This is a genomic window from Nocardioides sp. J54, from assembly GCF_000519005.1.
Lineage (GTDB): Bacteria > Actinomycetota > Actinomycetes > Propionibacteriales > Nocardioidaceae > Nocardioides.
Genome location: NZ_JAER01000056.1, coordinates 1 through 23,334 on the forward strand (window position 1 = coordinate 1; position 23,334 = coordinate 23,334).

Annotated in this window: 25 protein-coding genes and 1 pseudogene; 12 read left to right on the forward strand and 14 right to left on the reverse strand. The window is 72.4% G+C overall.

Going from position 1 to position 23,334, the window contains the following annotated elements:
- Positions 1 to 392, forward strand: a pseudogene (locus NOCJ54_RS30085) (HNH endonuclease); the annotation flags it as partial.
- Between the two features lie 737 nt (positions 393 to 1,129).
- On the opposite strand, the gene NOCJ54_RS0121465 reads toward NOCJ54_RS30085, so the two are convergent.
- Genes NOCJ54_RS0121465 through truA form a run of 4 tightly spaced genes read right to left on the reverse strand, consistent with a single transcriptional unit; the run spans position 1,130 to position 3,494 of the window.
- Positions 1,130 to 1,369, reverse strand: a complete 240-nt coding sequence (locus tag NOCJ54_RS0121465; protein ID WP_028657113.1) for a hypothetical protein — start codon at positions 1,367 to 1,369, stop codon at positions 1,130 to 1,132.
- A complete protein-coding gene (locus NOCJ54_RS0121470; RefSeq protein WP_028657114.1) occupies positions 1,369 to 2,046 on the reverse strand; it encodes an SIMPL domain-containing protein in 678 nt (225 codons plus the stop codon). Before NOCJ54_RS0121470 ends, NOCJ54_RS0121465 begins: the two co-directional genes overlap by 1 nt.
- A gap of 24 nt (positions 2,047 to 2,070) precedes the next feature.
- Entirely contained in the window at positions 2,071 to 2,670 is a 600-nt protein-coding gene (locus NOCJ54_RS0121475; protein ID WP_028657115.1) for a class I SAM-dependent methyltransferase, read from the reverse strand.
- The gene (gene truA / locus NOCJ54_RS0121480; protein WP_028657116.1) at positions 2,667 to 3,494 is read right to left on the reverse strand and encodes a tRNA pseudouridine(38-40) synthase TruA; all 828 of its coding nucleotides are present in this window, start codon (positions 3,492 to 3,494) and stop codon (positions 2,667 to 2,669) included. The genes NOCJ54_RS0121475 and truA overlap by 4 nt, the downstream gene beginning before the upstream one ends.
- 62 nt (positions 3,495 to 3,556) lie before the next feature.
- Between truA and xseA the strand changes: the two genes are divergently transcribed.
- Entirely contained in the window at positions 3,557 to 4,783 is a 1,227-nt protein-coding gene (gene xseA, locus NOCJ54_RS0121485; protein ID WP_028657117.1) for an exodeoxyribonuclease VII large subunit, read from the forward strand.
- Positions 4,776 to 5,003: an exodeoxyribonuclease VII small subunit gene (locus tag NOCJ54_RS0121490; RefSeq protein ID WP_028657118.1), complete on the forward strand. Its 228-nt coding sequence runs from the start codon at positions 4,776 to 4,778 to the stop codon at positions 5,001 to 5,003. The genes xseA and NOCJ54_RS0121490 overlap by 8 nt, the downstream gene beginning before the upstream one ends.
- Positions 5,004 to 5,012: 9 nt before the next feature.
- Here NOCJ54_RS0121490 and NOCJ54_RS0121495 read toward each other — a convergent pair whose 3' ends face one another.
- Together NOCJ54_RS0121495 and NOCJ54_RS0121500 are read right to left on the reverse strand one after the other, a co-directional pair.
- Positions 5,013 to 6,140, reverse strand: a complete 1,128-nt coding sequence (locus NOCJ54_RS0121495; protein ID WP_028657119.1) for a hypothetical protein — start codon at positions 6,138 to 6,140, stop codon at positions 5,013 to 5,015.
- A 37-nt stretch (positions 6,141 to 6,177) separates the two neighbouring features.
- Positions 6,178 to 6,774: a DUF4245 domain-containing protein gene (locus NOCJ54_RS0121500; protein WP_028657120.1), complete on the reverse strand. Its 597-nt coding sequence runs from the start codon at positions 6,772 to 6,774 to the stop codon at positions 6,178 to 6,180.
- Positions 6,775 to 6,885: 111 nt separating this feature from the next.
- On the opposite strand from NOCJ54_RS0121500, the gene NOCJ54_RS0121505 reads away from it, so the two are divergent.
- From NOCJ54_RS0121505 to glpX, 5 genes are all read left to right on the forward strand, one after another.
- Positions 6,886 to 7,302: a TOBE domain-containing protein gene (locus tag NOCJ54_RS0121505; RefSeq protein ID WP_028657121.1), complete on the forward strand. Its 417-nt coding sequence runs from the start codon at positions 6,886 to 6,888 to the stop codon at positions 7,300 to 7,302.
- Positions 7,299 to 8,054, forward strand: coding sequence for a molybdate ABC transporter substrate-binding protein (modA, locus tag NOCJ54_RS0121510; protein WP_028657122.1), 756 nt, complete (start codon positions 7,299 to 7,301; stop codon positions 8,052 to 8,054). The genes NOCJ54_RS0121505 and modA overlap by 4 nt, the downstream gene beginning before the upstream one ends.
- A 4-nt stretch (positions 8,055 to 8,058) precedes the next feature.
- Positions 8,059 to 8,844 carry an ABC transporter permease gene (locus NOCJ54_RS0121515; RefSeq protein ID WP_028657123.1) on the forward strand — a complete coding sequence of 262 codons (786 nt, stop codon included), beginning with the start codon at positions 8,059 to 8,061 and terminating at the stop codon, positions 8,842 to 8,844.
- A complete protein-coding gene (locus NOCJ54_RS0121520; RefSeq protein ID WP_028657124.1) occupies positions 8,841 to 9,881 on the forward strand; it encodes a sulfate/molybdate ABC transporter ATP-binding protein in 1,041 nt (346 codons plus the stop codon). Before NOCJ54_RS0121515 ends, NOCJ54_RS0121520 begins: the two co-directional genes overlap by 4 nt.
- Before the next feature lie 73 nt (positions 9,882 to 9,954).
- Positions 9,955 to 10,965, forward strand: a complete 1,011-nt coding sequence (gene glpX / locus NOCJ54_RS0121525) for a class II fructose-bisphosphatase (protein WP_028657125.1) — start codon at positions 9,955 to 9,957, stop codon at positions 10,963 to 10,965.
- A 3-nt stretch (positions 10,966 to 10,968) separates the two neighbouring features.
- Here glpX and NOCJ54_RS0121530 read toward each other — a convergent pair whose 3' ends face one another.
- From NOCJ54_RS0121530 to NOCJ54_RS27545, 3 genes are all read right to left on the reverse strand, one after another.
- The gene (locus tag NOCJ54_RS0121530) at positions 10,969 to 11,637 is read right to left on the reverse strand and encodes an SGNH/GDSL hydrolase family protein (RefSeq protein WP_028657126.1); all 669 of its coding nucleotides are present in this window, start codon (positions 11,635 to 11,637) and stop codon (positions 10,969 to 10,971) included.
- Between the two features lie 12 nt (positions 11,638 to 11,649).
- Complete coding sequence (locus NOCJ54_RS0121535; protein ID WP_157515000.1) at positions 11,650 to 12,039, reverse strand: hypothetical protein; 390 nt, start codon at positions 12,037 to 12,039, stop codon at positions 11,650 to 11,652.
- A 125-nt stretch (positions 12,040 to 12,164) separates the two neighbouring features.
- Positions 12,165 to 12,998 carry an alpha/beta fold hydrolase gene (locus tag NOCJ54_RS27545; protein WP_051486254.1) on the reverse strand — a complete coding sequence of 278 codons (834 nt, stop codon included), beginning with the start codon at positions 12,996 to 12,998 and terminating at the stop codon, positions 12,165 to 12,167.
- A gap of 57 nt (positions 12,999 to 13,055) precedes the next feature.
- On the opposite strand from NOCJ54_RS27545, the gene NOCJ54_RS0121545 reads away from it, so the two are divergent.
- Positions 13,056 to 13,991: an alpha/beta fold hydrolase gene (locus NOCJ54_RS0121545; protein WP_051486255.1), complete on the forward strand. Its 936-nt coding sequence runs from the start codon at positions 13,056 to 13,058 to the stop codon at positions 13,989 to 13,991.
- Positions 13,992 to 14,025: 34 nt separating this feature from the next.
- Here NOCJ54_RS0121545 and NOCJ54_RS27550 read toward each other — a convergent pair whose 3' ends face one another.
- Genes NOCJ54_RS27550 through NOCJ54_RS0121565 form a run of 4 tightly spaced genes read right to left on the reverse strand, consistent with a single transcriptional unit; the run spans position 14,026 to position 18,211 of the window.
- Entirely contained in the window at positions 14,026 to 15,231 is a 1,206-nt protein-coding gene (locus NOCJ54_RS27550) for an ABC transporter ATP-binding protein (protein WP_036519232.1), read from the reverse strand.
- A gap of 10 nt (positions 15,232 to 15,241) precedes the next feature.
- Entirely contained in the window at positions 15,242 to 16,075 is an 834-nt protein-coding gene (locus NOCJ54_RS0121555) for a carbohydrate ABC transporter permease (RefSeq protein ID WP_028657129.1), read from the reverse strand.
- Position 16,076: 1 nt separating this feature from the next.
- Positions 16,077 to 17,012, reverse strand: a complete 936-nt coding sequence (locus NOCJ54_RS0121560; protein WP_028657130.1) for a carbohydrate ABC transporter permease — start codon at positions 17,010 to 17,012, stop codon at positions 16,077 to 16,079.
- Entirely contained in the window at positions 17,009 to 18,211 is a 1,203-nt protein-coding gene (locus NOCJ54_RS0121565) for an extracellular solute-binding protein (RefSeq protein WP_051486256.1), read from the reverse strand. The genes NOCJ54_RS0121560 and NOCJ54_RS0121565 overlap by 4 nt, the downstream gene beginning before the upstream one ends.
- A gap of 275 nt (positions 18,212 to 18,486) precedes the next feature.
- Here NOCJ54_RS0121565 and NOCJ54_RS0121570 point away from each other — a divergent pair, with 275 nt between their 5' ends.
- A complete protein-coding gene (locus tag NOCJ54_RS0121570; protein ID WP_028657132.1) occupies positions 18,487 to 19,689 on the forward strand; it encodes a DUF4032 domain-containing protein in 1,203 nt (400 codons plus the stop codon).
- Positions 19,690 to 19,735: 46 nt separating this feature from the next.
- On the opposite strand, the gene NOCJ54_RS27555 is transcribed toward NOCJ54_RS0121570, so the two are convergent.
- Positions 19,736 to 20,737 carry an asparaginase gene (locus tag NOCJ54_RS27555; RefSeq protein WP_198020301.1) on the reverse strand — a complete coding sequence of 334 codons (1,002 nt, stop codon included), beginning with the start codon at positions 20,735 to 20,737 and terminating at the stop codon, positions 19,736 to 19,738.
- 58 nt (positions 20,738 to 20,795) lie between these two features.
- Between NOCJ54_RS27555 and NOCJ54_RS0121580 the strand changes: the two genes are divergently transcribed.
- Together NOCJ54_RS0121580 and NOCJ54_RS0121585 are read left to right on the forward strand one after the other, a co-directional pair.
- A complete protein-coding gene (locus NOCJ54_RS0121580; protein WP_198020302.1) occupies positions 20,796 to 21,461 on the forward strand; it encodes a YdeI/OmpD-associated family protein in 666 nt (221 codons plus the stop codon).
- A 356-nt stretch (positions 21,462 to 21,817) separates the two neighbouring features.
- Complete coding sequence (locus tag NOCJ54_RS0121585) at positions 21,818 to 23,143, forward strand: HNH endonuclease signature motif containing protein (RefSeq protein ID WP_028657134.1); 1,326 nt, start codon at positions 21,818 to 21,820, stop codon at positions 23,141 to 23,143.
- Positions 23,144 to 23,334 lie beyond the last annotated feature (191 nt).

The following is a 23,334-nucleotide window of genomic DNA, read 5'->3' on the forward strand; positions in this document are numbered from 1 at the left end:
TCTCCCTCCCGGGCTCGACGATCATCGTCCGCCCGGTCATCGACCTGGCGGACTGCACGCCGGTGGACTCCTACGAGATCCCCGACCGCCACCGGGTGCGCGTGCAGCTGCGCGACCACACCTGCCGCTTCCCCAGCTGCACCACCCCCGCCACCAGGTGCGACCTCGACCACGCGACCGAGCACAACAAGGGCGGCCCCACCTGCCCCTGCAACCTCGTCCCCCTCTGCCGCCGACACCACCGCGCCAAGACCCACAGCACCTGGGGCTACCGCGTGCTCCGCCCCGGCCACTACGTGTGGACCAGCCCCACCGGCGCCCGTTTCCTCGTCACACCGGCAGGAACGGACGTGATCGACCCGATCGACTCCCCCGAACCCGAACGACCTTGACCCCGCCCCACACCCCGCCACCCGGCGGGGTCATCACCATGCCCGGAGGTCGCGAACCCCGGTGGTTGAGGTGCGAGGCGCCCCAGCGCCGANCNNCNNNNCNNNNGNNTCCCGTCCACCGGACTATGCCGGGCACAACCCGCCATGCAGGCCCGGAGGTTTCGAGGCTCGGCCGCGGGCGGCCTCGCACCTCAACCACCGGGAGAGGACACCCGGGGACGTCATTCGTTCCGTGGCCTTGAGCCCACGATCCGCATGACGTCCCGAGGACGGCGGCCGCGCAGCGGCGGCGCGGACGAAGTCCGTGCCGGCAACCGCGCCGGATAGCCGACCGGCAGGGCCCCGGGGTCAAGGATCGCGAAGCGACCGCGTAGCGGCGGAGCGCAGCGACGTCCTTGACGGCGGGGGCCGGTCGGCTACGTTGCACGGCCGCCGGACCAGCCACGTCGCCAGACCGGCCCCGTTGCACCGGACTCTGGCCCCAACGGCCCGCCATGCAGGCCCGTAGGTTTCGAGGCTCCTCGCTAGCGCTCGTCGCACCTCAACCACCGGGAGAAGACACCCGGGGACGTCATACGATCCGTGGCCTTGAGCCCACGAGCCGTATGACCTCCTCACGAAGACGGCGGCTACGGTGCGCGGCCGCCGACACCAACTACGACAGAGACCAACCGACCCTGGTTGAGGTGCGACGCGCCCCACGACGCCATGGGCACCGCAGCAGCACCAAGCAGGCCTCAGCCCCGTACCCACTCCGGTGGGCAGTGCTCGTGCTCGCGGCAGCAGGCGTGGGGGTACATCTCCTCGTCCGGCCACGGGTGCGACCAGCCGGCGCCGCCGAGCTCGGGGTGCACGCACTTGTAGGCATCGGGACGCTCGGTGGCGCTGGCGAGCTGCAGGACGGCGGCGCGCTCGTGGGTGAGCTCGCCGCGGCGGTCGAGGAGGCGGGCGACGTCGGAGAGGGTGGGGGCGGCCATCACTCCGCCACGAAGCGGGCGTCGACCTGCGCCGACACCTCGATGTCCTCGGGCGCGAGCTCCAGCTCGGTGCTGCCGCCGCCCTCCTTGGCCGCCGCCATCCGCAGGTACGGCGCCGGACCGCTCCCGCCGGCGGCGTGCAGGCCGTTGCCGAGCATCCCGGCGTCGGCGACCGCGACCGGGCGGACGGTGCCGAGACCGAGGGCGTCGGCGTACTCCTGGGCCCGGCGGGCCGCGTCTTGCACCGCACGGGTGCGCACGGCGCGCTCGAGGTCCTGGCGGTTGGCGGCGGTGAGCGCCCACACGACGCCGTCGAGGGTGAAGCCGGGGGTCACGGCGACGTGCTGGCTCACCCAGCGGCCGAGGGCGGCGAAGTCGCGGAACTTCACCTCGACGCCGACGGCGGCGTGGTGGACGAGCGGCAGCTGCTTGCCGTCCTGGTTCCACGGCCGCTCGGCCCACGTGCGCACGTGCTTGGTCGACCACCAGGTGACCGGGCCGCGCTCGGGGTCGTGCAGCTGCTTCACCGACGCCGTGACCGCCTCGAGGTCGGCGACCACGCGGTCGTAGACGGGCTGCGGCTTCGGCCCCTGGAGGGACAGGGTCACGTGCGCGGTGCCGCGCTCGGGACGCTGGAAGGCGGTGTGCGACCCGCGCACGGTGAGCTCGGTGGGCATGCGCCCACTGTAGGAGCCCGCAGGTCAGGCGCGGCGGGTCTCGAGGACCCGGAAGCCCTTCGCGCTGGCGAGCCGCTCGGTCGGGAAACCCTGCTCGCCGAGCCAGCGCTGGAGCGAGTCGGCGCCGAGGTTCTTGCCGACGACCATCACCGCGCGGCCGCCCGGCGCGAGGCGCGGCAGCCAGGTGAGGAGCAGCTCGTGCAGCGCGGCCTTGCCGATGCGGATCGGCGGGTTCGACCAGATCTCGTCGAACTCCGCGTCGGCCGGCACGGCCTCGGGCACGGACGCGGTGAACCGGTCGGCGACGCCCAGCGCCTCGGCGTTCTCGTTGGCGAGGAGCACCGCGCGCTGGTTGACGTCGACGGCGGTCACCACCGCGGTCCGGGCGGCGACGGCGCAGGCGAGCCCGATCACGCCGTACCCGCAGCCGAGGTCGAGGATCCGGCCGTCGGTGGGCGGCTCGGTCTCGCGGAACAGCACGGACGTGCCGATGTCGAGCCGACCCTGCGCGAAGACGCCGGAGCCGCTCGTCAGGCGCAGCTCGTGACCCCAGACCTCGGTCTCCACCTCGGTGCGCTGGAAGGCGACCGAGGGGTCGGCGGAGAAGTAGTGCTCGTCGTTCACCGTCCCGCCTCCTCGGCGGTACGACGAGCAGAGGTCTGCTGCACCCGGGCTGCCAGCTCGTGGTCGGGCGGGTAGGCGACCTCCTCGAGGGTGAGGCCGTGCGCGTGGACGACCACCACGCCCGGGTCGCGGCGGCGGCCGGTGAGGATCTCCTTCGCCCAGGCGGGGTCCTTGCGCCCCTCGCCCACGGCGATCATGCAGCCGACCAGCGCGCGGACCATCGAGTGGCAGAAGGCGTCGGCCTGCACGTGGCCGGTCAGCACGCCGTCCTCGCCGCGCGTCCAGCCGAACGCGAGCAGGGTGCGGATGGTCGTGGCGCCCTCGCGGTGCTTGCAGAAGGCGGCGAAGTCGTGGAGCCCGACGAGCGACGCGGCGGCCTGGTCCATCGCGGCGACGTCGAGAGGCCGGGGGTGGGCGAGGACGTGGTTGCGGGTCAGTGGGTCGACCCGGGCGGGGTCGTCGCAGATCCGGTAGGCGTAGCGGCGCCACAGCGCAGCGAAGCGGGCGTCGAAGCCGTCGGGCGCGACGCCGATCCGGTGCACCCGGACGTCGCGGTCGAGCACGCCGTTGACCCGACGCGCGAGCACGTCGAGGCGGGCGAGGGCCGGGTGGTCGTCGGGCACGTCCACGTGCGCGACCTGGCCGCGGGCGTGGACGCCGGAGTCGGTGCGGCCGGCACAGGTGACCAGCAGCGAGCCCTCCGGCAGCCGCAGCACCGTCGTCAGGGCGGCGGTGAGCTCGCCCTGCACGGTCCGCAGCCCGGGCTGGGCCGCCCAGCCACGGAAGTCACCGCCGTCGTAGGCGAGGTCGATCCGCAGGCGCACCCGAGAAGCCTAAGAGGCATCGCGGCGTGGTTCTGTCCCGGGCATGAAATAGAGTCGCCGCCGTGGCCCTGGAGACCTCCCCCGAGAAGCCGGCACCGGTCCGGGCGATCGCGAACGCGATCTCCGGCTGGATCGACCGGCTCGGCGCGGTCTGGGTCGAGGGCCAGGTGACCCAGATCAACCGACGTCCCGGCCTGCAGACGGTGTTCCTCACCCTGCGCGACTCGGTCGCCGACATCTCCGTGCCGGTGACCTGCTCCCGCGTCCTCTTCGACGGCCTGCCGACGCCGCTGCAGGAGGGCGCGAGCATCGTCATCCACGCCAAGCCCTCCTACTACGCCAACCGCGGGTCGATGTCGCTGCAGGCGCGCGACATCCGGCTGGTCGGCCTCGGCGAGCTCCTCGCCCGCCTCGAGCAGCGTCGCCAGCTGCTCGCTGCCGAGGGCCTCTTCGCTCAGGAGCTGAAGCGGCCGCTGCCGTTCCTGCCCACCCGGGTCGGGCTGGTCACCGCGCCGAGGTCCGCCGCCGAGCGCGACGTCGTCGAGAACGCGACCCGCCGCTGGCCCGCCGTCCGGTTCGAGGTCGCCTACGCCGCGATGCAGGGCCAGCGGTGCGCCCCCGAGGTGATCGAGGCCGTCCGCCGCCTCGACGCACAACCCGAGGTCGACGTCATCGTCATCGCCCGTGGCGGCGGCTCGGTCGAGGACCTCCTGCCGTTCTCCGACGAGGGCCTGATCCGCGCCGTCGCCGCCGCGCGCACCCCGGTCGTCTCGGCCATCGGCCACGAGCCGGACTCCCCGCTGCTCGACCTCGTCGCCGACCGCCGCGCCTCGACCCCGACCGACGCCGCCAAGACCGTGGTGCCCGACATGGCCGACGAGCGCCGGCGCGTGCTGGAGACCCGCGCCCGGCTGCGGCACCTGGTCGTCGCCCGCCTCGACCGCGAGCAGGCCGGCCTCGACGCGCTCCGCTCCCGGCCGTCGATGGCCGACCCGACGTCGCTGCTCGACGCCCGCGCCGGGGAGCTCGACGAGTGGCGCGCCCGGATCCGCCGCCAGCTCGGCTGGCAGCTCGACCGCGCCGCCGACGACGTCAGCCACCACCGTGCGCGGGTGCAGGCGCTGTCGCCGCTCGCGACCCTCCAGCGCGGCTACTCCGTCCTCCAGGACGCCGACGGCCACGTCGTCACCAGCGTCCACGACGTCGCCACCGGCGCCGCCCTGTCCGTCCGGGTCGCCGACGGACGCATCCACGTGACCACCACCTCGACCGAGGAGAGCCATGACTGACGCGACCAGCGAGAAGCCGTCCTACGAGGAGGCGCGGGCCGAGCTCGTCGAGGTGGTCCGCCAGCTCGAGGCCGGGGGTACGACGCTCGAGGAGTCCCTCGCGCTGTGGGAGCGCGGCGAGCGGCTGGCCACCGTGTGCCAGGACTGGATCGACGGCGCCCGCGAGCGGCTCGAGGCCGTGCTGGCGGAGTCCGACGAGGCCGACGACGCCGAGGACTGAGCGGCCCGCTCACCCCACGGTCGCGATCCACACCTCGTTGCTGCGGGTCTCCGCGTGGGTGTCCCCGCGGTCGCGCCCGGTGACGACCACGAGCCGCTCACCCGCCCACACCGCCGGGCCGGCCCCCTCGGCCGCGCCGTCCGGGCGGGGCAGCGCGGTCCACGCGGCCGACGCGTCGTCGTACACGAAGCCGGAGGCGGCGACGAGGTGCTCGCCCGCCGCCAGGACCGGCCACCCGCCGGACTCCGGGTCGGGCGCCGACGGCAGCGCCGACCACTTCCCCGACACCAGGTCGAGCCGGCCACCGAGGGGCACGTCCCGCCCGTAGTCACCGGGCTCGGGCCCGCCGCCGTCGCTCGTCTCCAGGCTGAGCCCGACGACGCGGTCACCGACCGCCGCCCAGACCGGCGCACCCAGCTGGCCGCTGGGCCCGAAGGTGCGCCACTCCCCTGTCTCCCGGTCGAGCAGCGCCGCCCGCAGGTAGGACGGGTCCGCGCCGGCGCCGGGGCTGTCCACGAGGTCGTGCGCGCCGAGCAGCAGTCCGGGGGGCGTGCTGACGACGGTGCGGTCGAAGGACGGCCCGAGCGGGTCGTCGGGCAGCCTCGCCCAGCGCCCGGTCGCGGGGTCGAGGACCAGGTCGGGGCGGGAGCGTTGCTCGTCGCTGCCGTGGACGAGCACGAGCCGGTCCCCGTCCGCGACGGGGCGGTACCAGCCGTCTACGCGGCGGGGCAGCACCCGCCAGCGGTCTCGCACGGTGTCGTAGACGAGCAGGGCACGGTCGACGTGGACGAAGAGCTCGTCGCCGACCAGCGCGCTGGAGGAGTACGCCGGCACCGGCCGCGGCGCGTCGGCGATCGCGCGCCACGTGCCCGTGGCGGGGTCGAGCGCGGCGCCGTCGGTGGCCGCGGCGTTCGGCTGCTCGCAGTCGGCCGTCGGAGGGCACTCCTCGCCGGTGTCGCCGCCCACGGCCAGCACGACCTCACCGGTCCACGCCACGACCGGTCCCTCGCGCTCGGCGAGCGGGAGGTCCGGCAGGCGCTCCCAGCGGACCGCGCCGGGCTCGGCGGGTTGTTCGCCGCACCCGGCCAGCAGGGTCAGGCCGAGGGCGACGGCGGGCAGCAGGGCGAGGCGGGCCATGCTGACTCGACGTCCGGCGGGCCCGTCCGGTTCCCCCTCAGCGCAGCTCGGCGACGGTGAGGCTGTCGATGATCGCCCGCAGGTCCTTCGCCGGCGCGGAGCCGTAGACCATGACGCTCTGCTCGCCGACCTCGGCGAGGTAGGCCGTGTCGCCACCCTCGTCGGTGTGGCCCTCCCACTCGCGGGCGACCGGGCGTCGTACGTCGGCCGGGACGGTGTAGTCGTCGGTCGGCGTGGTCTCCTTGTCGACGGACGCCGAGAGCATCGCGCCGAAGGAGGTGTCCTCCTGGCGGACCGCCACGAAACGGTTGTCGTCGGTGAGCATGCCGACCATGAAGTACGGCGCCTTGTCGGTCGGCACGTTGACCGACGTCGCGATCCAGCCCTCCGGCAGCTCGGCCGGGTAGACCGGCTCCTGGTCGGCGAGCTGCATGCCCTCGACCGTCTCGAGATAGTCGATCGCCGTCGGCTTGGTCTCGAAGTCGGGGCGGAAGACGCCCATGAAGTAGAGCAGCGCGCCGATCGCCGCGACGGTGACGACGAGGGAGATGACCAGTCCGGCGGCCGAGCGCTGGTAGCGCCCGGGGCTGCCGCTGCGGGAGGGGCCGGTGCTGGGTGCCTGCTCGGTGCTCATGACGCCCCCAGTGTCCCAGCCCGGCGCCGACGCCCCAGCATCCGGGCCCGGGTGGTCTCATCTGCGTCGATATCCCGTGCAATTGTGTCGCACCTGCGGCAGAGTGACTGCGTGAGCACCACCTATCGCGTCGCCGAGGCCGCCGAGCTGCTCGGCGTCTCCACCGACACCGTCCGGCGCTGGATCGACGGCGGGCGGGTGGCTGCCTCGACCGACGAGGGGCGCACCACGATCGCCGGCACCGACCTCGCCGGGCTCGCGGCGTCACTGGTGGACGACGCGGAGAAGGAGCGCACCCGGGCCGGGCAGGTCAGCGCCCGCAACCGGATGACCGGCATCGTCACCCGCGTCGTGGCCGACACCGTGATGGCCCAGGTGGAGATGGTGTGCGGTCCCTACCGCGTCGTGTCGCTGATGAGTGCCGAGGCGGCGGCCGAGCTCGGCCTCGAGCCGGGGGCGCGCGCGATCGCGTCGGTGAAGTCGACCAACGTCGTCGTCGAGCGCCCCGTCCCCGGGAGGCGGTCGTGACCCGCCGCGTCGCGCTCGCGGTGGCAGCGGCGCTCGTCGTGCCAGCCCTCGCGGGGTGCGGCGAGGACGCCGACGACCGGCCGACGCTCACCGTCCTCGCCGCGGCCTCGCTGACCTCGGTCCTCGAGGAGCTCGCGGAGGACTTCGAGGCAGAGCACGACGTCACCGTGCAGCTCTCCTTCGGCGGCTCCGCGGATCTCGCCACCCAGGTCGCCGAGGGCGCCACGGCCGACGTCGTCGCCACGGCCGACCCGATCACGATGGACCTCCTCGTCGACGCGGGCCTGGTCGACGGTGACCCGGTCGAGCTCGCCACCAACACGATGGTGGTGGTCGTGCCGCCGGCCAACCCCGGCAACGTCGAGGGCCTCGCCGACCTCGCCCGGGAGGACCTCCGGGTCGTGGTCTGCGCGCTGGAGGTGCCCTGCGGCAACGCGGCCGCCCTGCTCGCGGAGGAGGCCGGCGTCTCGCTGGCTCGCGACAGCGAGGAGCAGTCGGTCACCGACGTGCTCGGCAAGGTCGAGTCCGGAGAGGCGGATGCCGGACTCGTCTACGTCACCGACGCCGTCGCCGCGGGCGACGGCGTCGAGTCGGTCCCGGTGCCCGAGGCCGCCCGCGTGGTCAACCACTACCCGGTCGCGGTGCTCGAGGACGCCCTGCAGCCGGCGCTCGCCCGCGCGTGGGTCGACTTCCTGCTCGACGAAGGCCTGCCCGTGCTCGCCGAGGCCGGCTTCGGGCCGCCGGGCGGATGAGCCGGTGAGCCGCACCCGCCACGTCGGCGTCCCCCGCTGGCTGCTGGTGCCCGCCCTGCTGGCGGGCGCCTTCGTCGTGCTGCCGGTCGCCGCGCTCGCCACCCGGATCTCGTGGGCCGACTTCCCTTCCCTCGTCACGTCCGACGCGGCGCTGACCGCGCTCGGGCTCAGCCTGCGCACCTCGGCGGCCAGCACGGCACTGTGCCTGGTGCTCGGTGTCCCGCTGGCCGTGGTGCTCGCACGCAGCGGTGCGCGCTGGCTCGGGCCCCTGCGCTCGCTGGTCCTGCTGCCCCTCGTGCTCCCGCCGGTCGTCTGCGGCATCGCGCTGCTCGCGGCCTTCGGCCGACGCGGCCTGCTCGGCGAGCACCTCGACGCGCTGGGCGTGCAGGTCGCCTTCTCGACGATCGCGGTCGTGCTGGCGCAGACCTTCGTGTCCCTGCCCTTCCTCGTCGTCAGCCTCGAGGGCGCGCTGCGCACCGCCGGCGAGCGGTACGACGTCGTGGCGGCCTCGCTCGGCGCGGCGCCGACGACGGTGCTGCGCCGGGTCACGCTCCCGCTCGTGCTGCCCGGCCTGGCCTCGGGCGCGGTGCTCGCCTTCGCCCGCTCGCTCGGGGAGTTCGGCGCGACGGTCACCTTCGCGGGCAGCCTCGAGGGCACGACCCGGACCCTGCCGCTGCTGATCTACAACCTCCGCGTCACCGACGCCGACGCCGCGGTCGCGATGTCCCTGCTGCTCGTCGCCGTCGCCGTCGTGGTGATCGGCCTGGTCCGGCCGCGAGGTGCGGTGTGAGCCTCGTCGTCGACGTGCAGGTCGCGGACCGCGACGTCGACGTGTCCTTCGAGGTGGCGGCCGGCGAGACCGTCGCACTCCTCGGTCCCAACGGGGCGGGGAAGTCCACGACCCTCGACGTGGTCGGTGGCCTGCTGCGTCCCGACGGTGGCCGGGTCGTGCTCGAAGGCGAGGTGCTGACCGGGGCCGGCCGCTGGGTGGCGCCGCACGCCCGTCGTACTGCGCTCCTCGCCCAGGACCCGCTGCTCTTCCCGCACCTGAGCGTGCTGGAGAACGTCGCCTTCGGCCCGCGCAGCCGCGGGGCGGGCCGGGCGGGCGCCCGGGAGGCGGCCCGGCGCTGGCTGGCCGAGGTCGGTGCGACGGACCTGGCCGACCGGCGCCCGGCGCGGCTCTCCGGCGGGCAGGCCCAGCGGGTCGCGGTCGCCCGGGCGCTCGCAGCCGACCCCCGCGTGCTGCTCCTCGACGAGCCGATGGCGGCGCTCGACGTCTCCGTCGCACCGGTGCTGCGCCAGCTGCTCCGCGGTGTCCTCGCGGAGCGGACCGCGGTGGTGGTCACGCACCACGTCCTCGACGCCCTGCTGCTGGCCGACCGGGTGGTCGTCCTCGAGGGTGGCCGCGTCGTGGAGCAGGGACCGGCGGTTGCGGTGCTGTCGCGACCGCGCAGCGCCTTCGCCGCCCGCTTCGCGGGGCTCAACCTGGTGGCCGGCACCGCGACGGCCGACGGGCTGCGTCGTCCGGACGGCACGGTCCTGCACGGCACCGCCGGCGACCCGGCACCCGCCACGGGCAGCGACGCCGTCGCGGTGTTCCGGCCGTCGGCCGTGGCGGTGCACCGGGTGCCACCGGGCGGCAGCCCCCGCAACGTGCTGCCGGTCCGGGTGGACGAGCTCGAGCCCCTCGGCGACGTCGTCCGGGTCCGCGCCGGCGAGCTGGCTGCCGACGTCACGGTGTCGGCGGTCGCCGAGCTCGGGCTCGCGCCCGGGCAGGAGGTCAGCTTCGTCGTGAAGGCCACCGAGGTCGACCTCTACGCCCGCTGACCCGTCCGCCGGGCTGTCCGCCGGGCGTCGGCTGACTCCCGTGGGGCGGGCCCGGACCGATAAGGTTCGCCCCATGAACGCCCTCGCCGTGGAGCCGCCCGCCCCCGACCGCAACCTCGCCCTCGAGCTGGTGCGCGTCACCGAGGCCGCGGCCATGGCAGCGGGCCGCTGGGTCGGCCGGGGCGACAAGAACGGCGCCGACGGCGTGGCCGTGCAGGCCATGCGCGTGATGATCTCGACGGTCAGCATGAACGGCACCGTCGTCATCGGCGAGGGCGAGAAGGACAACGCCCCGATGCTCTACAACGGCGAGCAGGTCGGCGACGGCACCGGCCCGGAGTGCGACGTCGCGGTCGACCCGATCGACGGCACCACGCTGACGGCCAAGGGCATGGCGAACGCCGTCGCGGTGCTCGCCGTCGCGCCGCGGGGCAGCATGTACGACCCGTCCGCCGTCTTCTACATGGAGAAGCTGGTGACCGGCCCGGAGGCGGCCGACGTCGTCGACATCCGCTACCCCGTCGCGGAGAACATCCACCAGGTCGCCAAGGCCAAGGGCTCCAACACCTCCGACGTCACCGTCGTGCTGCTCGACCGCCCCCGCCACGACAAGCTGGTCGAGGAGATCCGCGCGACCGGCGCCCGGATCAAGTTCATCACCGACGGCGACGTCGCCGGCGCAATCATGGCGGCGCGCCCGGACACCGGCATCGACCTGCTGATGGGCATCGGCGGCACCCCGGAGGGCATCATCGCGGCCTGCGCGATGAAGGCCATGGGTGGCACCATCCAGGGCCGGCTGTGGCCGACCGACGACGAGGAGCGCCAGCGCGCCATCGACGCCGGCCACAACCTCGACCCCGACCACGTGCTGACCACCGACACCCTGGTCACCGGTGACGACTGCTTCTTCGTCGCCACCGGCATCACCGACGGCGAGCTGGTCCGCGGCGTGCGCTACCGCGGCGGCGGCGCGGTCACCCAGTCGCTGGTCATGCGCTCGCGCAGCGGCACGATCCGCACGATCACCTCCGAGCACCAGCTCTCGAAGCTGCGCGGCTTCAGCTCGATCGACTTCGACTGACGCTCAGCGCACGCGGACCACGACAGGGGGCCCGGCCGCGCCGACCATCGTCCCGCGGCGCGGGACCAGCCGCACGGCGTACGTGCCCTTGGCGAGCCGGCGGGTCGCCCGGTGCTGCTTGACGCGGAACCACGGCGTGCTGCGCCAGGTCGTCGATCCGGCACGGCGGATGCTCACCCGTGCGGACGCCATCCGGACCTCGGTCGCGGCCTTCGACCAGTCGAAGGTGACCACTCCCCGCGACTGCCTGACCCGCGGCACCACCCGGGGGTTCCACGTCCGCGAACGGTAGATCGCAGGGCTGTCCGGCAGGTACCCGGCCCCGTGGAATGCCTCGGCGAACCGCTGCGCGATCAATGTCTGGCCGGTGGCGTTGGGGTGCAGGCCGTCGAAGGTGAAGTTCGCAGCCTTCCAGGGCATCCCCTCGTCACTGACGTTGTGCGCGAGGGTGACCCGCGAGTCCCACCGGTAGCGGTTCGCGAGCAGGTTGTTCGCCTCGGCGACGGCAGCGTCCAGGTCCGGACGGGCCAGGTGCGCGGGGATCTCTGCCAGCACGACGCGGACGGCGTACGACGCCGACCAGATCCTGCGGAGCAGCTCCTCGACCTCGTCGGCGATGGTCTGCCCGGAGTCTCCACGCAGCGCGTCGTTGATGCCGAGCTCGACCACCACGACCTCGGGCGCCTAGTCGGCCATCAGGCCGTCGATCACCCCGAGCTGGTAGTCGACGGTCGCGCCCCCACGAGCGGCGTGGTCGCGGTCGAAGTGCAGCCCGGACGACTCGTAGCGGGTGCCGTAGCCGGTCCGGAAGCCTCGGTCGGGTCCGACGAAGTCGATCGCGACGCCTTGGCGCCTTGCCTCCCGCCAGAACCAGTAGCGCCAGGTGGAGTCACCACCGAAGCCCTGCGAGATCGAGTCCCCGACCACCATGACGCGCAGCTGGTCCGTGGCCGAGATCGCTGCTGTCGGTGCGAGGCCGAGCAGGCCGAGCAGGCCGAGCACGAATGCGCAGACCAGCAACGCCCGCATGAGCAGCCGCCTGGCCTGCGTCCAACCGACGGCCGGAGTGAGCACGGCCATTCCTCCCCCAAGGACGCTGACGAACAGCAGCGACCATGACACGGGAAAGGGCCCCGCGTCCCGGTTTCGGGCTTTTCCGCTGCTGACGCCACCCCCGAAGGGCAGCAGCCGCGTTTCGCTCAGGCCGTCTCGACCACGCTCAGCGAGGCCGCGACGGAGTCGCTCTGGCGCAGCAGCGCCGAGGTGACCTCGTCGATGACCCGCGGGTCGACCGCCATGCCGATGTGGGAGGCCCGCACCTCGACGGCCTCGCCCTGCGGGTCCGTGCACGCCCGCCAGTCGACGATGCCGTCGCGACGGGAGTAGATGTTGGTCATCTGCACCTCGGGCCGCAGCGGCTCCTGCGACTCGGAGAACGACAGGTGGGCGCACTCACCCGCGACGCAGTCGGTCGACATCAGGGCGGTGAGGCCGGCGTCGGAGAGCCGGTTGAGCACGCGGACGCCGCGGGTGAGCACCGCGTGGTGCGCTGCCGGCGCCCGCATCGGGCTGCCCATCGTGACGATGCCGGAGACCAGGTCCGGGCGGCGCACGGCCAGCCCGCGGGAGATCATGCCGCCGAGGCTGTGCCCGACCAGCTGGACCCGCGAGTCGCGGCGCTCGGCGATCTGCTCGATCCGCGCCTCCAGCGCGAGCGCCGAGGTCATCGTGCACCCGATGTTGGCAAGGATGTGCGAGCGGTAGGTGCGGAACCCGCGCCCGCGGAGCTCGGCGGCCATGGCCTTGAGCGTCCAGTCCCCGGCGAGGAAGCCGGGGATGAGGAGCACGGGCTCGGCGGCCCGGGCAGCGGCCCGGGCGGCGTACGGCGTGCTGCGGCGGACCCGGATGCTCGCGCCGCGTCGCACGGCGAAACGACCGGCTTCGGTCACCAGACTGCCCTCGCGCAGGAGCGCGGCCAGTGCGGGGCGGCCGTAGCCGTCCGGCAGGAGCCAGGGCGCCAACGTGTTGTTCACATCACAGAAGTTACCCAGTTGACGTGGCTACTACACGGGACTTGGCACACTCATGGCATGTCGATGCGACAGGACGGCACGGAATGGTCCGAAGTGACCACCTCGGCAGAGCTGCTCGCCCCGCTGACCTCGGGCGTCGAGATCTGCTACCAGACGTTCGGCGACCCCGACGACGAGCCGTTGCTGCTGGTGATGGGCCTGGGCGGGCCGATGACCTGGTGGCCCGAGGACCTGTGCCGCTCGCTGGCGGCGTCCGGCTTCCACGTCATCCGCTACGACAACCGCGACACCGGCCGCTCGACGCGGATGTCCGGACGGGTGACGACGCGACACCTCGTGCGCGCGTTCGCGGGTGGCCGGAGCCGGGTGCGCGCGCCGTACTCCATCGGCGACCTGGCCGGTGACGCCTTCGGCCTCCTCGACCACCTCGGGCTCCCGGCGGCGCACGTCGCGGGGATCTCGATGGGCGGCATGATCGCGCAGACGATGGCGCTCGAGGCGCCGGAGCGGGTGCGCAGCCTCGGCAGCATCATGTCCAGCACGGGCCGGCGCGCCGTCGGCTGGCAGAGCCCGACCCTCATCCCGACGCTCCTCGCCCCGCGCGGCCCGGACCGCGAGGCCTACATCCGCCGCAGCCTGATGGTGTGGCGGATCATCGGCTCCCCCGGCTTCCCCAGCGACGAGCAGGAGCTGCGCGAGCGGGCCGGCGACACCTACGACCGCGGCATCGACGAGGCCGGCGTGCTGCGCCAGATGATGGCCGTGCTCACCCAGCCGGACCGCACCGCCGCCCTCGGCCGGCTCACCGTGCCGACCCTGGTCATGCACGGCCTGGCCGACAAGATGGTGCACGTCTCGGGCGGCCGCGCCACCGCGGCCGCGGTCCCCGGCGCGCGCGTCGTCTACGTCGACGGCTGGGGCCACGACCTGCCGGAACCGCTCTTCGCGACCCTCACCCGCGAGATCCGCCGGAACGCCGACCGCGCCTCCTGAGGCGCGGCCGGCGCTCGGTCAGGCGGACGGCTGCTCAGGCGGGCGTCTGCTGCGCGGCGCCGCCGATGCGGCCGGCGTTCTCGTGGTCGACGGTGAGGTTCTCGCCGGTCGACGGGTCGAAGAGGTGGATGCGGCGGCCGTCGACCCAGATCTCGGCCTCCTCGCCCTCCTTGATCCGGCTCGCGCCGTCGAGGGAGACGACGAGCTGGGTGCGCATCGCCTCGCCGTCGAGGTCCTTCTCGAGCTGCTTGAGCTGCTCGGCGACCTCGGGCGGCGCCTCGAACGGGATGTAGGCGTAGGTCTCGTTGCCCAGCCACTCCACGGCGTCGACCGCGGCGGTGAACGTCGAGCCCGACCGGTTGTCGGCGGAGGCCAGCGACGCGTCCTCGAAGTGCTCCGGGCGGATGCCGGCGATGAGCAGGCCCTTGCCGCTGGCGCGCTCGGCCTTCTCCGCCGGGATCTCGACCGAGCCGAACGGCAGCTTCACCGAGCTCCCCTCGACGGTCGCGGGCAGGAAGTTCATCGGCGGGGAGCCGATGAAGCCGGCGACGAAGAGGTTGCCCGGGTTCTCGTAGAGCTCCCGCGGGGTGGCCAGCTGTTGCAGCACGCCGCGCTTGAGGACCGCGACGCGGTCACCGAGCGTCATCGCCTCCGTCTGGTCGTGCGTGACGTAGACGGTGGTGATGCCCAGGCGCTTCTGCAGCCGCGCGATCTCCGTGCGCATCTGCCCGCGCAGCTTGGCATCGAGGTTCGACAGCGGCTCGTCGAAGAGGAAGGCGTCGGCCTGCCGGACGATCGCCCGACCCATCGCGACGCGCTGGCGCTGGCCACCCGACAGGTTGCCGGGCTTGCGCTCGAGGTGCTCGTTGAGCTCCAGCGTCTCCGCCGCGTCGCGGACCAGCTTGTCGACCTCCTCGTCGGGGGTCTTGGCCAGGCGCAGCGGGAAGGCGATGTTCTCGTAGACGGTCAGGTGCGGGTAGAGCGCGTAGTTCTGGAACACCATCGCCAGGTTGCGCTCGCGCGGGGCGAGGTCGTTGACGCGGCGGTCGCCGATGATCATGTCGCCGGAGGTGATGTCCTCCAGGCCGACGATCATCCGCAGCAGCGTCGACTTCCCGCACCCGGAAGGCCCGACGAGGATCATGAACTCCCCGTCGGCGACGTCGATCGAGACGTCGTTCACGGCAGGGAAGCCGTCGCCGTACTTCTTGACGATGTTGTTCATCGTGATGGCTGCCATGACAGGACCCCTACCCCTTCACCGCGCCGGAGGTGAGGCCGGCGACGATCTTGCGCTGGAAAATCAGGACGATGACGATGATCGGAATGGTCGCGATGACCGCTCCCGCGGCCAGCAGGGACGCCGGCCGGTTGAACGGGTCGGCGCCGACGAAGAACGACAGCGACGCCGGGATCGGTCGGGCGTTCTCGGTGGACGTGAGCGTGATGCCGAAGACGAAGTCGTTCCACGCGAAGAAGAAGGTCAGGATCGCGGCGGTGAACACACCGGGCGCCGCGAGCGGGACGATCACCTTGCGGAACGCCTGCCACGACGTCGCCCCGTCGACCTGCGCCGCCTGCTCCATCTCCCACGGGATCTCGCGGAAGAACGCGGAGAGCGTCCAGATCGCCAGCGGCAGCGTGAACGACATGTACGGGATGATCAGGCCCGGCCAGGTGTCGTAGAGCCCCACCGCCCGCCACATGTCGAACAGCGGCCCGACCAGCGATACCACCGGGAACATCGCGATGGCCAGCGAGACGGTCAGGACGAGCTTCTTGCCGCGGAACTCGAGGCGGGCGATGGCGTACGCCGCCAGCGTGGCCACGATGACCGACAGCAGGGTCGCGATGAGGCTGATCCCGATCGAGTTGAGGATCGCCCGGCGGAACTGCTCGTTGTCCCAGACCGCCTGGTAGTTCGCCCAGCCGGCGCCGCCGCCGTCGGACGGGAAGAAGCCGGGGCTGCCGTTGGTGATCGCGGCCTCCGACTTGAAGGACAGCGAGATGATCCAGACGACCGGCAGCAGGCACCAGACGAGGATCAGCAGGCAACCGATGATGGTTCCGATGCGGTTCTTCATGTCAGGACTCCTGCCGTGCCTGCGCCAGGTCGACGCGGAAGAGCTTGACGATCAGGAAGGCCACCAGGAGCACCGAGAGGAAGAGCAGCACCGAGAGGGCTGAACCCATCCCCAGCTGGAATTGCTCGATCGTCTGCCGGTAGGTCAGGAAGCTGATCGACTCCGTGTTCTGGGCGCCGAAGGTCATCACGAAGATGTTGTCGAAGATCCGGTAGGCGTCGAGCGCCCGGAACAGGACGGCGACCATGATCGCCGCCCGCATGTTCGGCAGGATCACCCTGGTCAACCGTTGCCACCAGGTGGCGCCGTCGACCTTCGCGGCCTCGATCATGTCCTCGCTCACCTGGGCGAGCCCGGCGAGCAGCAGCAACGACATGAACGGGGTGGTCTTCCAGATCTCGGAGACCATGATCGCGATGATCGCCGGCGTCGACTCGCCGAACCAGTTGAAGTCGTCACCGATGAACGGCAGCCAGCCGTTGACGAAGCCGTTCTGGTAGGAGAACGCGAACTGCCAGGCGAAGCCGGAGACGACGGTGATGATGCCGTAGGGCACCAGGATCGAGGTCCGGATGACGCCGCGGGCGAAGATCACCCGGTGCATCACCATCGCGAAGATGAAGCCGATGACCAGCTCGACCGCGACGGTGACGACCATGTAGAGCACCGTGATCGCGGTGGTCTTCCAGAAGAGCGGGTCGCTCAGCGCGGTGAGGTAGTTGTTGAGGCCGATGAAGTTCCGGTCGTCCGGGGCGGTCAGCGCGTAGTCGAAGACGGACAGGTAGATCGCCCGCAGCATCGGGAACGCGGTGACGAGCAGCATCAGGATGATCGCCGGGGCGACCAGCTTCTGCCCCAGCCGCGTCTCCGCCTTCGCGCGGTCGCTCACGGCTGCCTTGCCCGCCTTGCCGGGTGCGGGAGCGGTGACGGCACTCATAGCAGCGCCTTCCCTTCCAGGACGTCCTTCAGGAACTTCGCGGACTCCTCAGGAGTGCTCTTGGGGTTCACGGAGTTCGGTGAGTGCCACCGCGACTGGAGCGCGTTGGAGATCATCGAGTAGAAGGCGCTCTTGGGCCGGGGCCCGCCCTCGTCGACGCTGGTGCGGAACAGCTCGATGAGGTCCTCGGGGTACTGGCCGCTGGCCGCCACCTCGTCGTACGCCGCGTTGGTCGACGGCATCAGGCCCCCCTCGAGCGCGAGGTCGACCTGCGCCTCGACCGAGGTGATGCACTCGGCCGCCTCGAACGCCCAGTCGGTGTTCTCGGTGTAGGCGCCGACCCCGATGTCGATGCCGCCGACCGGGGGCTTGGACGGCTCGCCCTCCACGGAGGCCGGGTAGCGCGCCCAGCCGAGGTCCTTGAACTGCTCCTCGGTGGTCGGCTTGCCGTCACCGGGCTCGTAGTTCTTGTAGACGAACGTCCAGTTGACCATGAACTCGCCAGGCCCACCCTCCGGGAACATCTGGCCCAGGCTGGTGCCCTCGTTGGAGACGGTCAGGTCCGGCTGCGCGGCGGGCGAGTCGGCGAGCTTCTGGATGATCTCGGCGACCCTGCGGCCGGCGTCGCTGTCGACCTCCACCGTGGCGTCGCGCCCGGCCTCGGTGTCGGTGACGATGTTGCCGCCGGCGCCCTGGATCATCGCGTTGATCCAGACGACGTAGCCCTCGTACTTGTTCGCCTGCACGCCGACGGTGCCGCCCTCGGAGGCGGCCGCGTCGATGACCTGGTCCCACGTGACCGGCTTGGTCATGTCGAGGCCCGCTGCCTCGGCGAGGGACTTGCGGTACCAGAGCACCTGCGTGTTGGCCCACAGCGGGATCGCGTAGACCTTGTCGTCCCAGGTCACCGTCTCCGCGGCCCCGGAGAGGTACTTGCCCTCACCCTCGACGCTCTGGGTCACGTCGTCGGCGATCGAGCCGGTGACCTCCTTCAACCAGCCTGCGTTCGCGAACTCGGCCACGAACACGGGGTCGAGGTTCATCAGGTCGGTCGAGGAGTCCTTGGCCGCCAGGCGACGGGCCAGCTGCGTGCGCTGGTCGGTCGCCGAGTTGGGCAGCTGCTGGACCTCGATGTCGTAGTCGTCCGTGCTGCACTGCTCGGCGTACTTCTCGAAGATCGGCACGCCGTCCGGGTTCACGTACCAGTTGAGGACCGGTTTGTCGGACCCCCCGCATGCCGCTAGCGCGGCGCTGGCCAGCACACCCGTGACGGCCGCGGCCGCCACGCGTCGTGGCCTTCCCCATCTCGACTTCATCGTCCAGATCACCCCTCCAAGAGTGTGGCCCGCGTCACACGGTCTACCGCAGGAACGGGTGTCTTGTCCACGGTTGACTTGTCCACAGTCGTCCTTTCAGGAGTCCGCGAGACCCAAGTGCCCGTGACGACGGATTGCAGACGTCGTAGGTTTCCGCCATGGCGCTCCACGTCGTCGCCGCGCGTACCGACCCGGCGCTCTTCCAGCTCCCGTGGTCGCGCCCGCTGGCCGAGTGGGACGACTGGTACGTCGTCCCGCTGCCCCTCGGCCTGTCCCGCCACGTCGTGCGGGTGGTGCAGGTGAACCGGCAGTTCCTCGCGGTGAAGGAGACCGAGGAGGCGATCGCGCTGCGGGAGTACAACCTGCTCCGCGAGCTGCAGCGGATGGACCAGCCGTGCGTCAAGCCGCGCGGCGTGGTCACCGGCCGCACCGACCTCGACGGGAACCCGCTGCCTGCCGCGCTGTTGACCGAGCACCTCCACTACTCGCTCCCCTACCGCACCGTCTTCCAGCACGGGCTGCGCCCGGAGCAGGTGCACGGCCTGGTCGACGCGCTCGTCGTGCTGCTGGTCCGGCTCCACCTGGCCGGCTTCTTCTGGGGTGACGTGTCGCTGTCGAACGCGCTCTTCCGCCGCTCCGCGGGGGGCTTCACGGCCTTCCTCGTCGACGCCGAGACCGGCGAGCTGCGCGACAAGGTCTCCGACGCGATGCGCGAGCACGACGTCACGGTCGGCTGCGAGAACATCTTCGCCGAGCTGATGGACCTGCAGGCCAGCGGTGACACCGACGTCGAGGTCGACGCCATGGGCGTGGTCGCGCACCTGGGCGAGCAGTACCACTCGCTGTGGGAGGAGCTCACCGCCGCCGAGGAGTTCGGCACCGACGAGTGGTCCCGGGTCGAGCAGCGGATCGCGCGGCTCAACGACCTCGGCTTCGACGTCGACGAGCTCGACGTGCAGGCGGAGTCGGACCGGGTCCGGATCCAGCCGAAGGTCGTCGAGGCCGGCCACCACCGGCGCGAGCTGCACGACCTGACCGGGATCCGGGCCGAGAACAAGCAGGCCCGCGCACTGCTCAACGACCTCGCGGCGTTCACCGCGCACTTCGGCTACGAGGACGAGGACCGCGCCGTCGTGGCACGGCGCTGGCTCTCGACCGTCTACACGCCGATCGTCTCCCTGGTGCCCGACGAGCTGCGGGGGCGGATCGCCTCACCCCAGCTGTTCGCCGAGGTGATGGAGCACCGGTGGGCGATGTCGGAGGAGGCCGGCCACGAGGTCGACATCTACGACGCCGCGCAGGACTACGTCGAGAACGTGCTGCCGAAGCGGCCGCCGGACTCGACGTCGGACCTGGCCTGAGCCGGCGTCCGACCGGGGGTCGGGCCGGGATCAGGGGGTGCCGGGATCAGGGGGTGCCGCGCACCGCGAGCTCGGCAGCGAGGAGGTCACGGTCCACCGGACCGCGCAGCGCGAGCGCCCACAGCAGCAGCCGCGCCTTCACCGGCGACAACCAGCCGGCCCCGACCGCGCCACGCGCCACGAGGTCGATCTCCGCGCCCGGGTAGCCGTACATCGCGCGCCCCGTCGGGCCGGAGCCGGTGCGCGTCGCGAAGACCACCGGCACGTGGGCAGCCATCCGACCGACCGCCTCGGCCATCGCCGCCGACACGTGCCCGGCCCCGAACCCCGCGACGACCACACCAGCCACCTCGTCGGGACGGATCGCGTCGAGGACGAACCCGTCGTCACCCAGCCAGGTCGCCAGCAGCGGCACCCGTAGGTCACGCTCGTCGGCCGGCAGGTCCAGCGGTGCGACGCGGTGCGGCGGGGCGCCGTACACGACCTCGCCCTCGACGCAGCGGCCAGCCGGTCCGAACGCCGGCGAGCGGAAGGCGCCCGTCGACACCGAGTCGGTCTTCGCCACCCACCGCGCCTCGTGCACCTCGTCGCCGAACGCGACGAGCACGCCGCGCTCACGGGAAGCGGGCGCCACGGCACAGCGGACCGCGGTGAGGATGTTGGCGGGCCCGTCGGCACCGGGGGCCTCCGCGGAGCGCATCGCTCCGGTGACCACCAGTGGCTCCGGGCGGTCCCAAAACAGGTCGAGCAGGTAGGCCGACTCCTCGAGGGTGTCGGTGCCCTGCGTGACCACCACGCCCCGCGCCCCCGCGTCGACCGCCCGTTGCGCCCAGCGCAGGGTGCGCACGATCGTCGGCTCGTCGAGGGACGGGCTGGGCAGCCGGGCAAGGGTCTCGGCCTCGATCGACGCGACCGCGTCGAGGCCCGGCACCGCCGCCACCAGCAGCTCCGCCGTCAGCGTCGGGACGACCTCGCCCCCGGCCGCGGTGCTGGACGTCGAGGCGATGGTGCCGCCGAGCGCACCGATGGCGACTGTGGGCATGGGCATGCGGCCCATCATCCCTGTCGCCCGGCCGGTGTCGGCGCCCGGTGGCAGGCTGGGGTGCATGGCGAAGGACGACGAGCCCGGACGGATGGGCGGCACGGCGGAGCGACCGGCCCGCTTCTTCACGGACGCCGCGGAGTTCGGCGCGTGGCTCGCCCGCAACCACGACACGGCCACCGAGCTGTGGATGGGGCTGCACAAGAAGCACGTCCCCGACCGCGGCCTCACCTGGGCCGAGGCCGTCCCCGAAGCCCTGTGCTGGGGCTGGATCGACTCCGTCGCGCAACGCATCGACGAGGACTCCAGGCGCCAGCGCTGGACGCCGCGCAAGAGGACCAGCAACTGGAGCCAGGTCAACCTCGACCTCGTCGAGAAGCTGCGCGCCGAGGGCCGCATGCAGCCCAGCGGCCTCGCGATCTGGGAGGCCCGTCGACCGACCCCGGCGCCGTACACGCACGAGGTCGACGGCGAGCTCGTCCTGCCCGACCCCTACGCCGCCCAGCTCGCCGCCTCCCCCGCCGCCACCGCCTTCTGGGGCGAGGCCACCCGCACCTACCGCCGCTTCTGCACCAACTGGGTGCTCAGTGCCAAGCAGGAGTCCACCCGCGACCGCCGCATGACCCAGCTGGTCGAGTGCTCCGCCGCCGGCGAGCTCGTCCCGCCGCAGCGGTACGGCGACGTGCCGAGGTGGGTCGAGCGGGCTGCTGCTGCGGCCAGGGAGGCGTAGAGGCGGTGCAGACGGGCGGCGACGAGGGCGTACGGCGGTCGGCTGGGTCCGGCTATCGGCTTGCGGTTGCGTAGGTAGGGCGTGGTTGGTCCCCGCCGGGCTGCGGTGACGTAGCCGGTACAGCTGCGAAAGGCAGCGACGACGAGGCTGGGGAGGTGGTCGGGTCCGCCTGTCGGCTCGCGGTTCCGTAGGCGGAGTGGCTAGCTCCCGGTGGTTGAGGTGCGACGAGCGCTAGCGAGGAGCCTCGAAACCACCGGGCCTTCAAGGCGGACTGTGGATGGAGAATCGGGAGAATCCCCAGTCCACAGGCGGGTTTCCGGCCCACCTTTGTCGGTGGTATCTGGAAGAATCCAGTCATGGAGCTCGGGAACCACGCATCGATCGGCCAGTACGACGGCCGCTCCGTGCCCGAGCTGCTCGGCGAAATCCGCTCCCGCGTCGACGCCCGCAAGAACCTCTGGATCGACGAGTGGACCGCGATCGTCGCCTGGGCCGACCAGAACGTGGTTGAGACCGAGGAAGGCGCGGCCACGTTGCTCGACGGTGTCGTCGACACCGGCGTGCCCATCGCTGGCCCCGGTGCACCCCTCGTGTCCGAGTTCGCGTTGATGGAGCTCATCGCCGTCCTCGGCCGCTCACCCGTCGGCGGTCGTGCCTACGTCGGCCAGGTGATCGAGTGCGCCTGGCGACTCCCCCGCCTCTACCAGGCAGTCGTCGCCGGGCGGGTGGACACGTGGAAGGCCCAGCGCATCGCCGACCTCACCCACCCCCTCTGCCCCGAGGCGGCCGAGTTCGTGGACCGCCAGCTCGACGCCGCCGTCGACGACGTCGGCTGGAAGCAGCTCGAACGCCTCGTCGCCGGAGCCGTCCTCCGCTTTGACCCCGAACGCGCAGAGGCCGAGCGGCAGCGGGTCTCCGACCACCGGCACTTCGACGTCGACGAGCCCAGCGACACCGGCCACGTGATCATCCACGGGCTCATGGACGCCGCCGACGGCCACGACCTCGACCAGGCCATCACCCGCCGCGCGATCCTCCTCGGCAAGTGTGGCGACGACTCCTCGATGGACGTCCGCCGTTCCAAGGCCGCGGCCGAGCTGGCACGGCAGGACTTGTCGCTGGACCTGTTGTTCGCCCACCCCGACACCGGCGAGGTCATCGCCACCTCCCCCGGACGACGGGTCACGTTGAACGTCCACGTCACCGACGCCACGCTCACCGGCGACAACCCGGTCGCCCGCTGCGAAGAGACCGGTGGACCGGTCTCCTCAGCGCAGGTGAAGGAATGGCTGCAAGCACCCGGGACGACGGTCATCGTGCGTCCCGTCGTCGACCTGGCCGAGTGCATCCCCGTGGACTCGTACGAGATCCCCGGCCGGCACCGGCGACGGGTCCAGCTGCGCGACCACACCTGCCGCTTCCCCGGCTGCACCGTCAAAGCGACCCGCTGCGACCTCGACCACTCGGTCGAGCATGCTCGCGGTGGCCCGACCTGCCCGTGCAACCTCGTGCCCCTGTGCCGACGCCATCACCGCGCCAAGACCTTCTCGCTCTGGCGCTACGTCACCATCCAGCCCGGCCACTACCTGTGGATGTCACCGAACGGACGCCACTTCCTGGTCAGCCCCAAGGGCACCAAGGTCCTCGCCACCCCGCGCCACCTCGACCCCGACGACTACTAGCTCCCCTGCCCCGAACCCCGCCCACCGGGCGGGGTCACAGGCATGTCCGCTGCCACTGTCGAGGCACCCGACCGCCGCTGGTTGAGGTGCGAGGCGCCCCAGCGCCGAGCCTCGAAACCAGCGGCCCCGGTGCCCCGACTGTGCCCGCCACGGCCCGCCATCAAGGCCCGGAGGTTTCGAGGCTCGGCCGC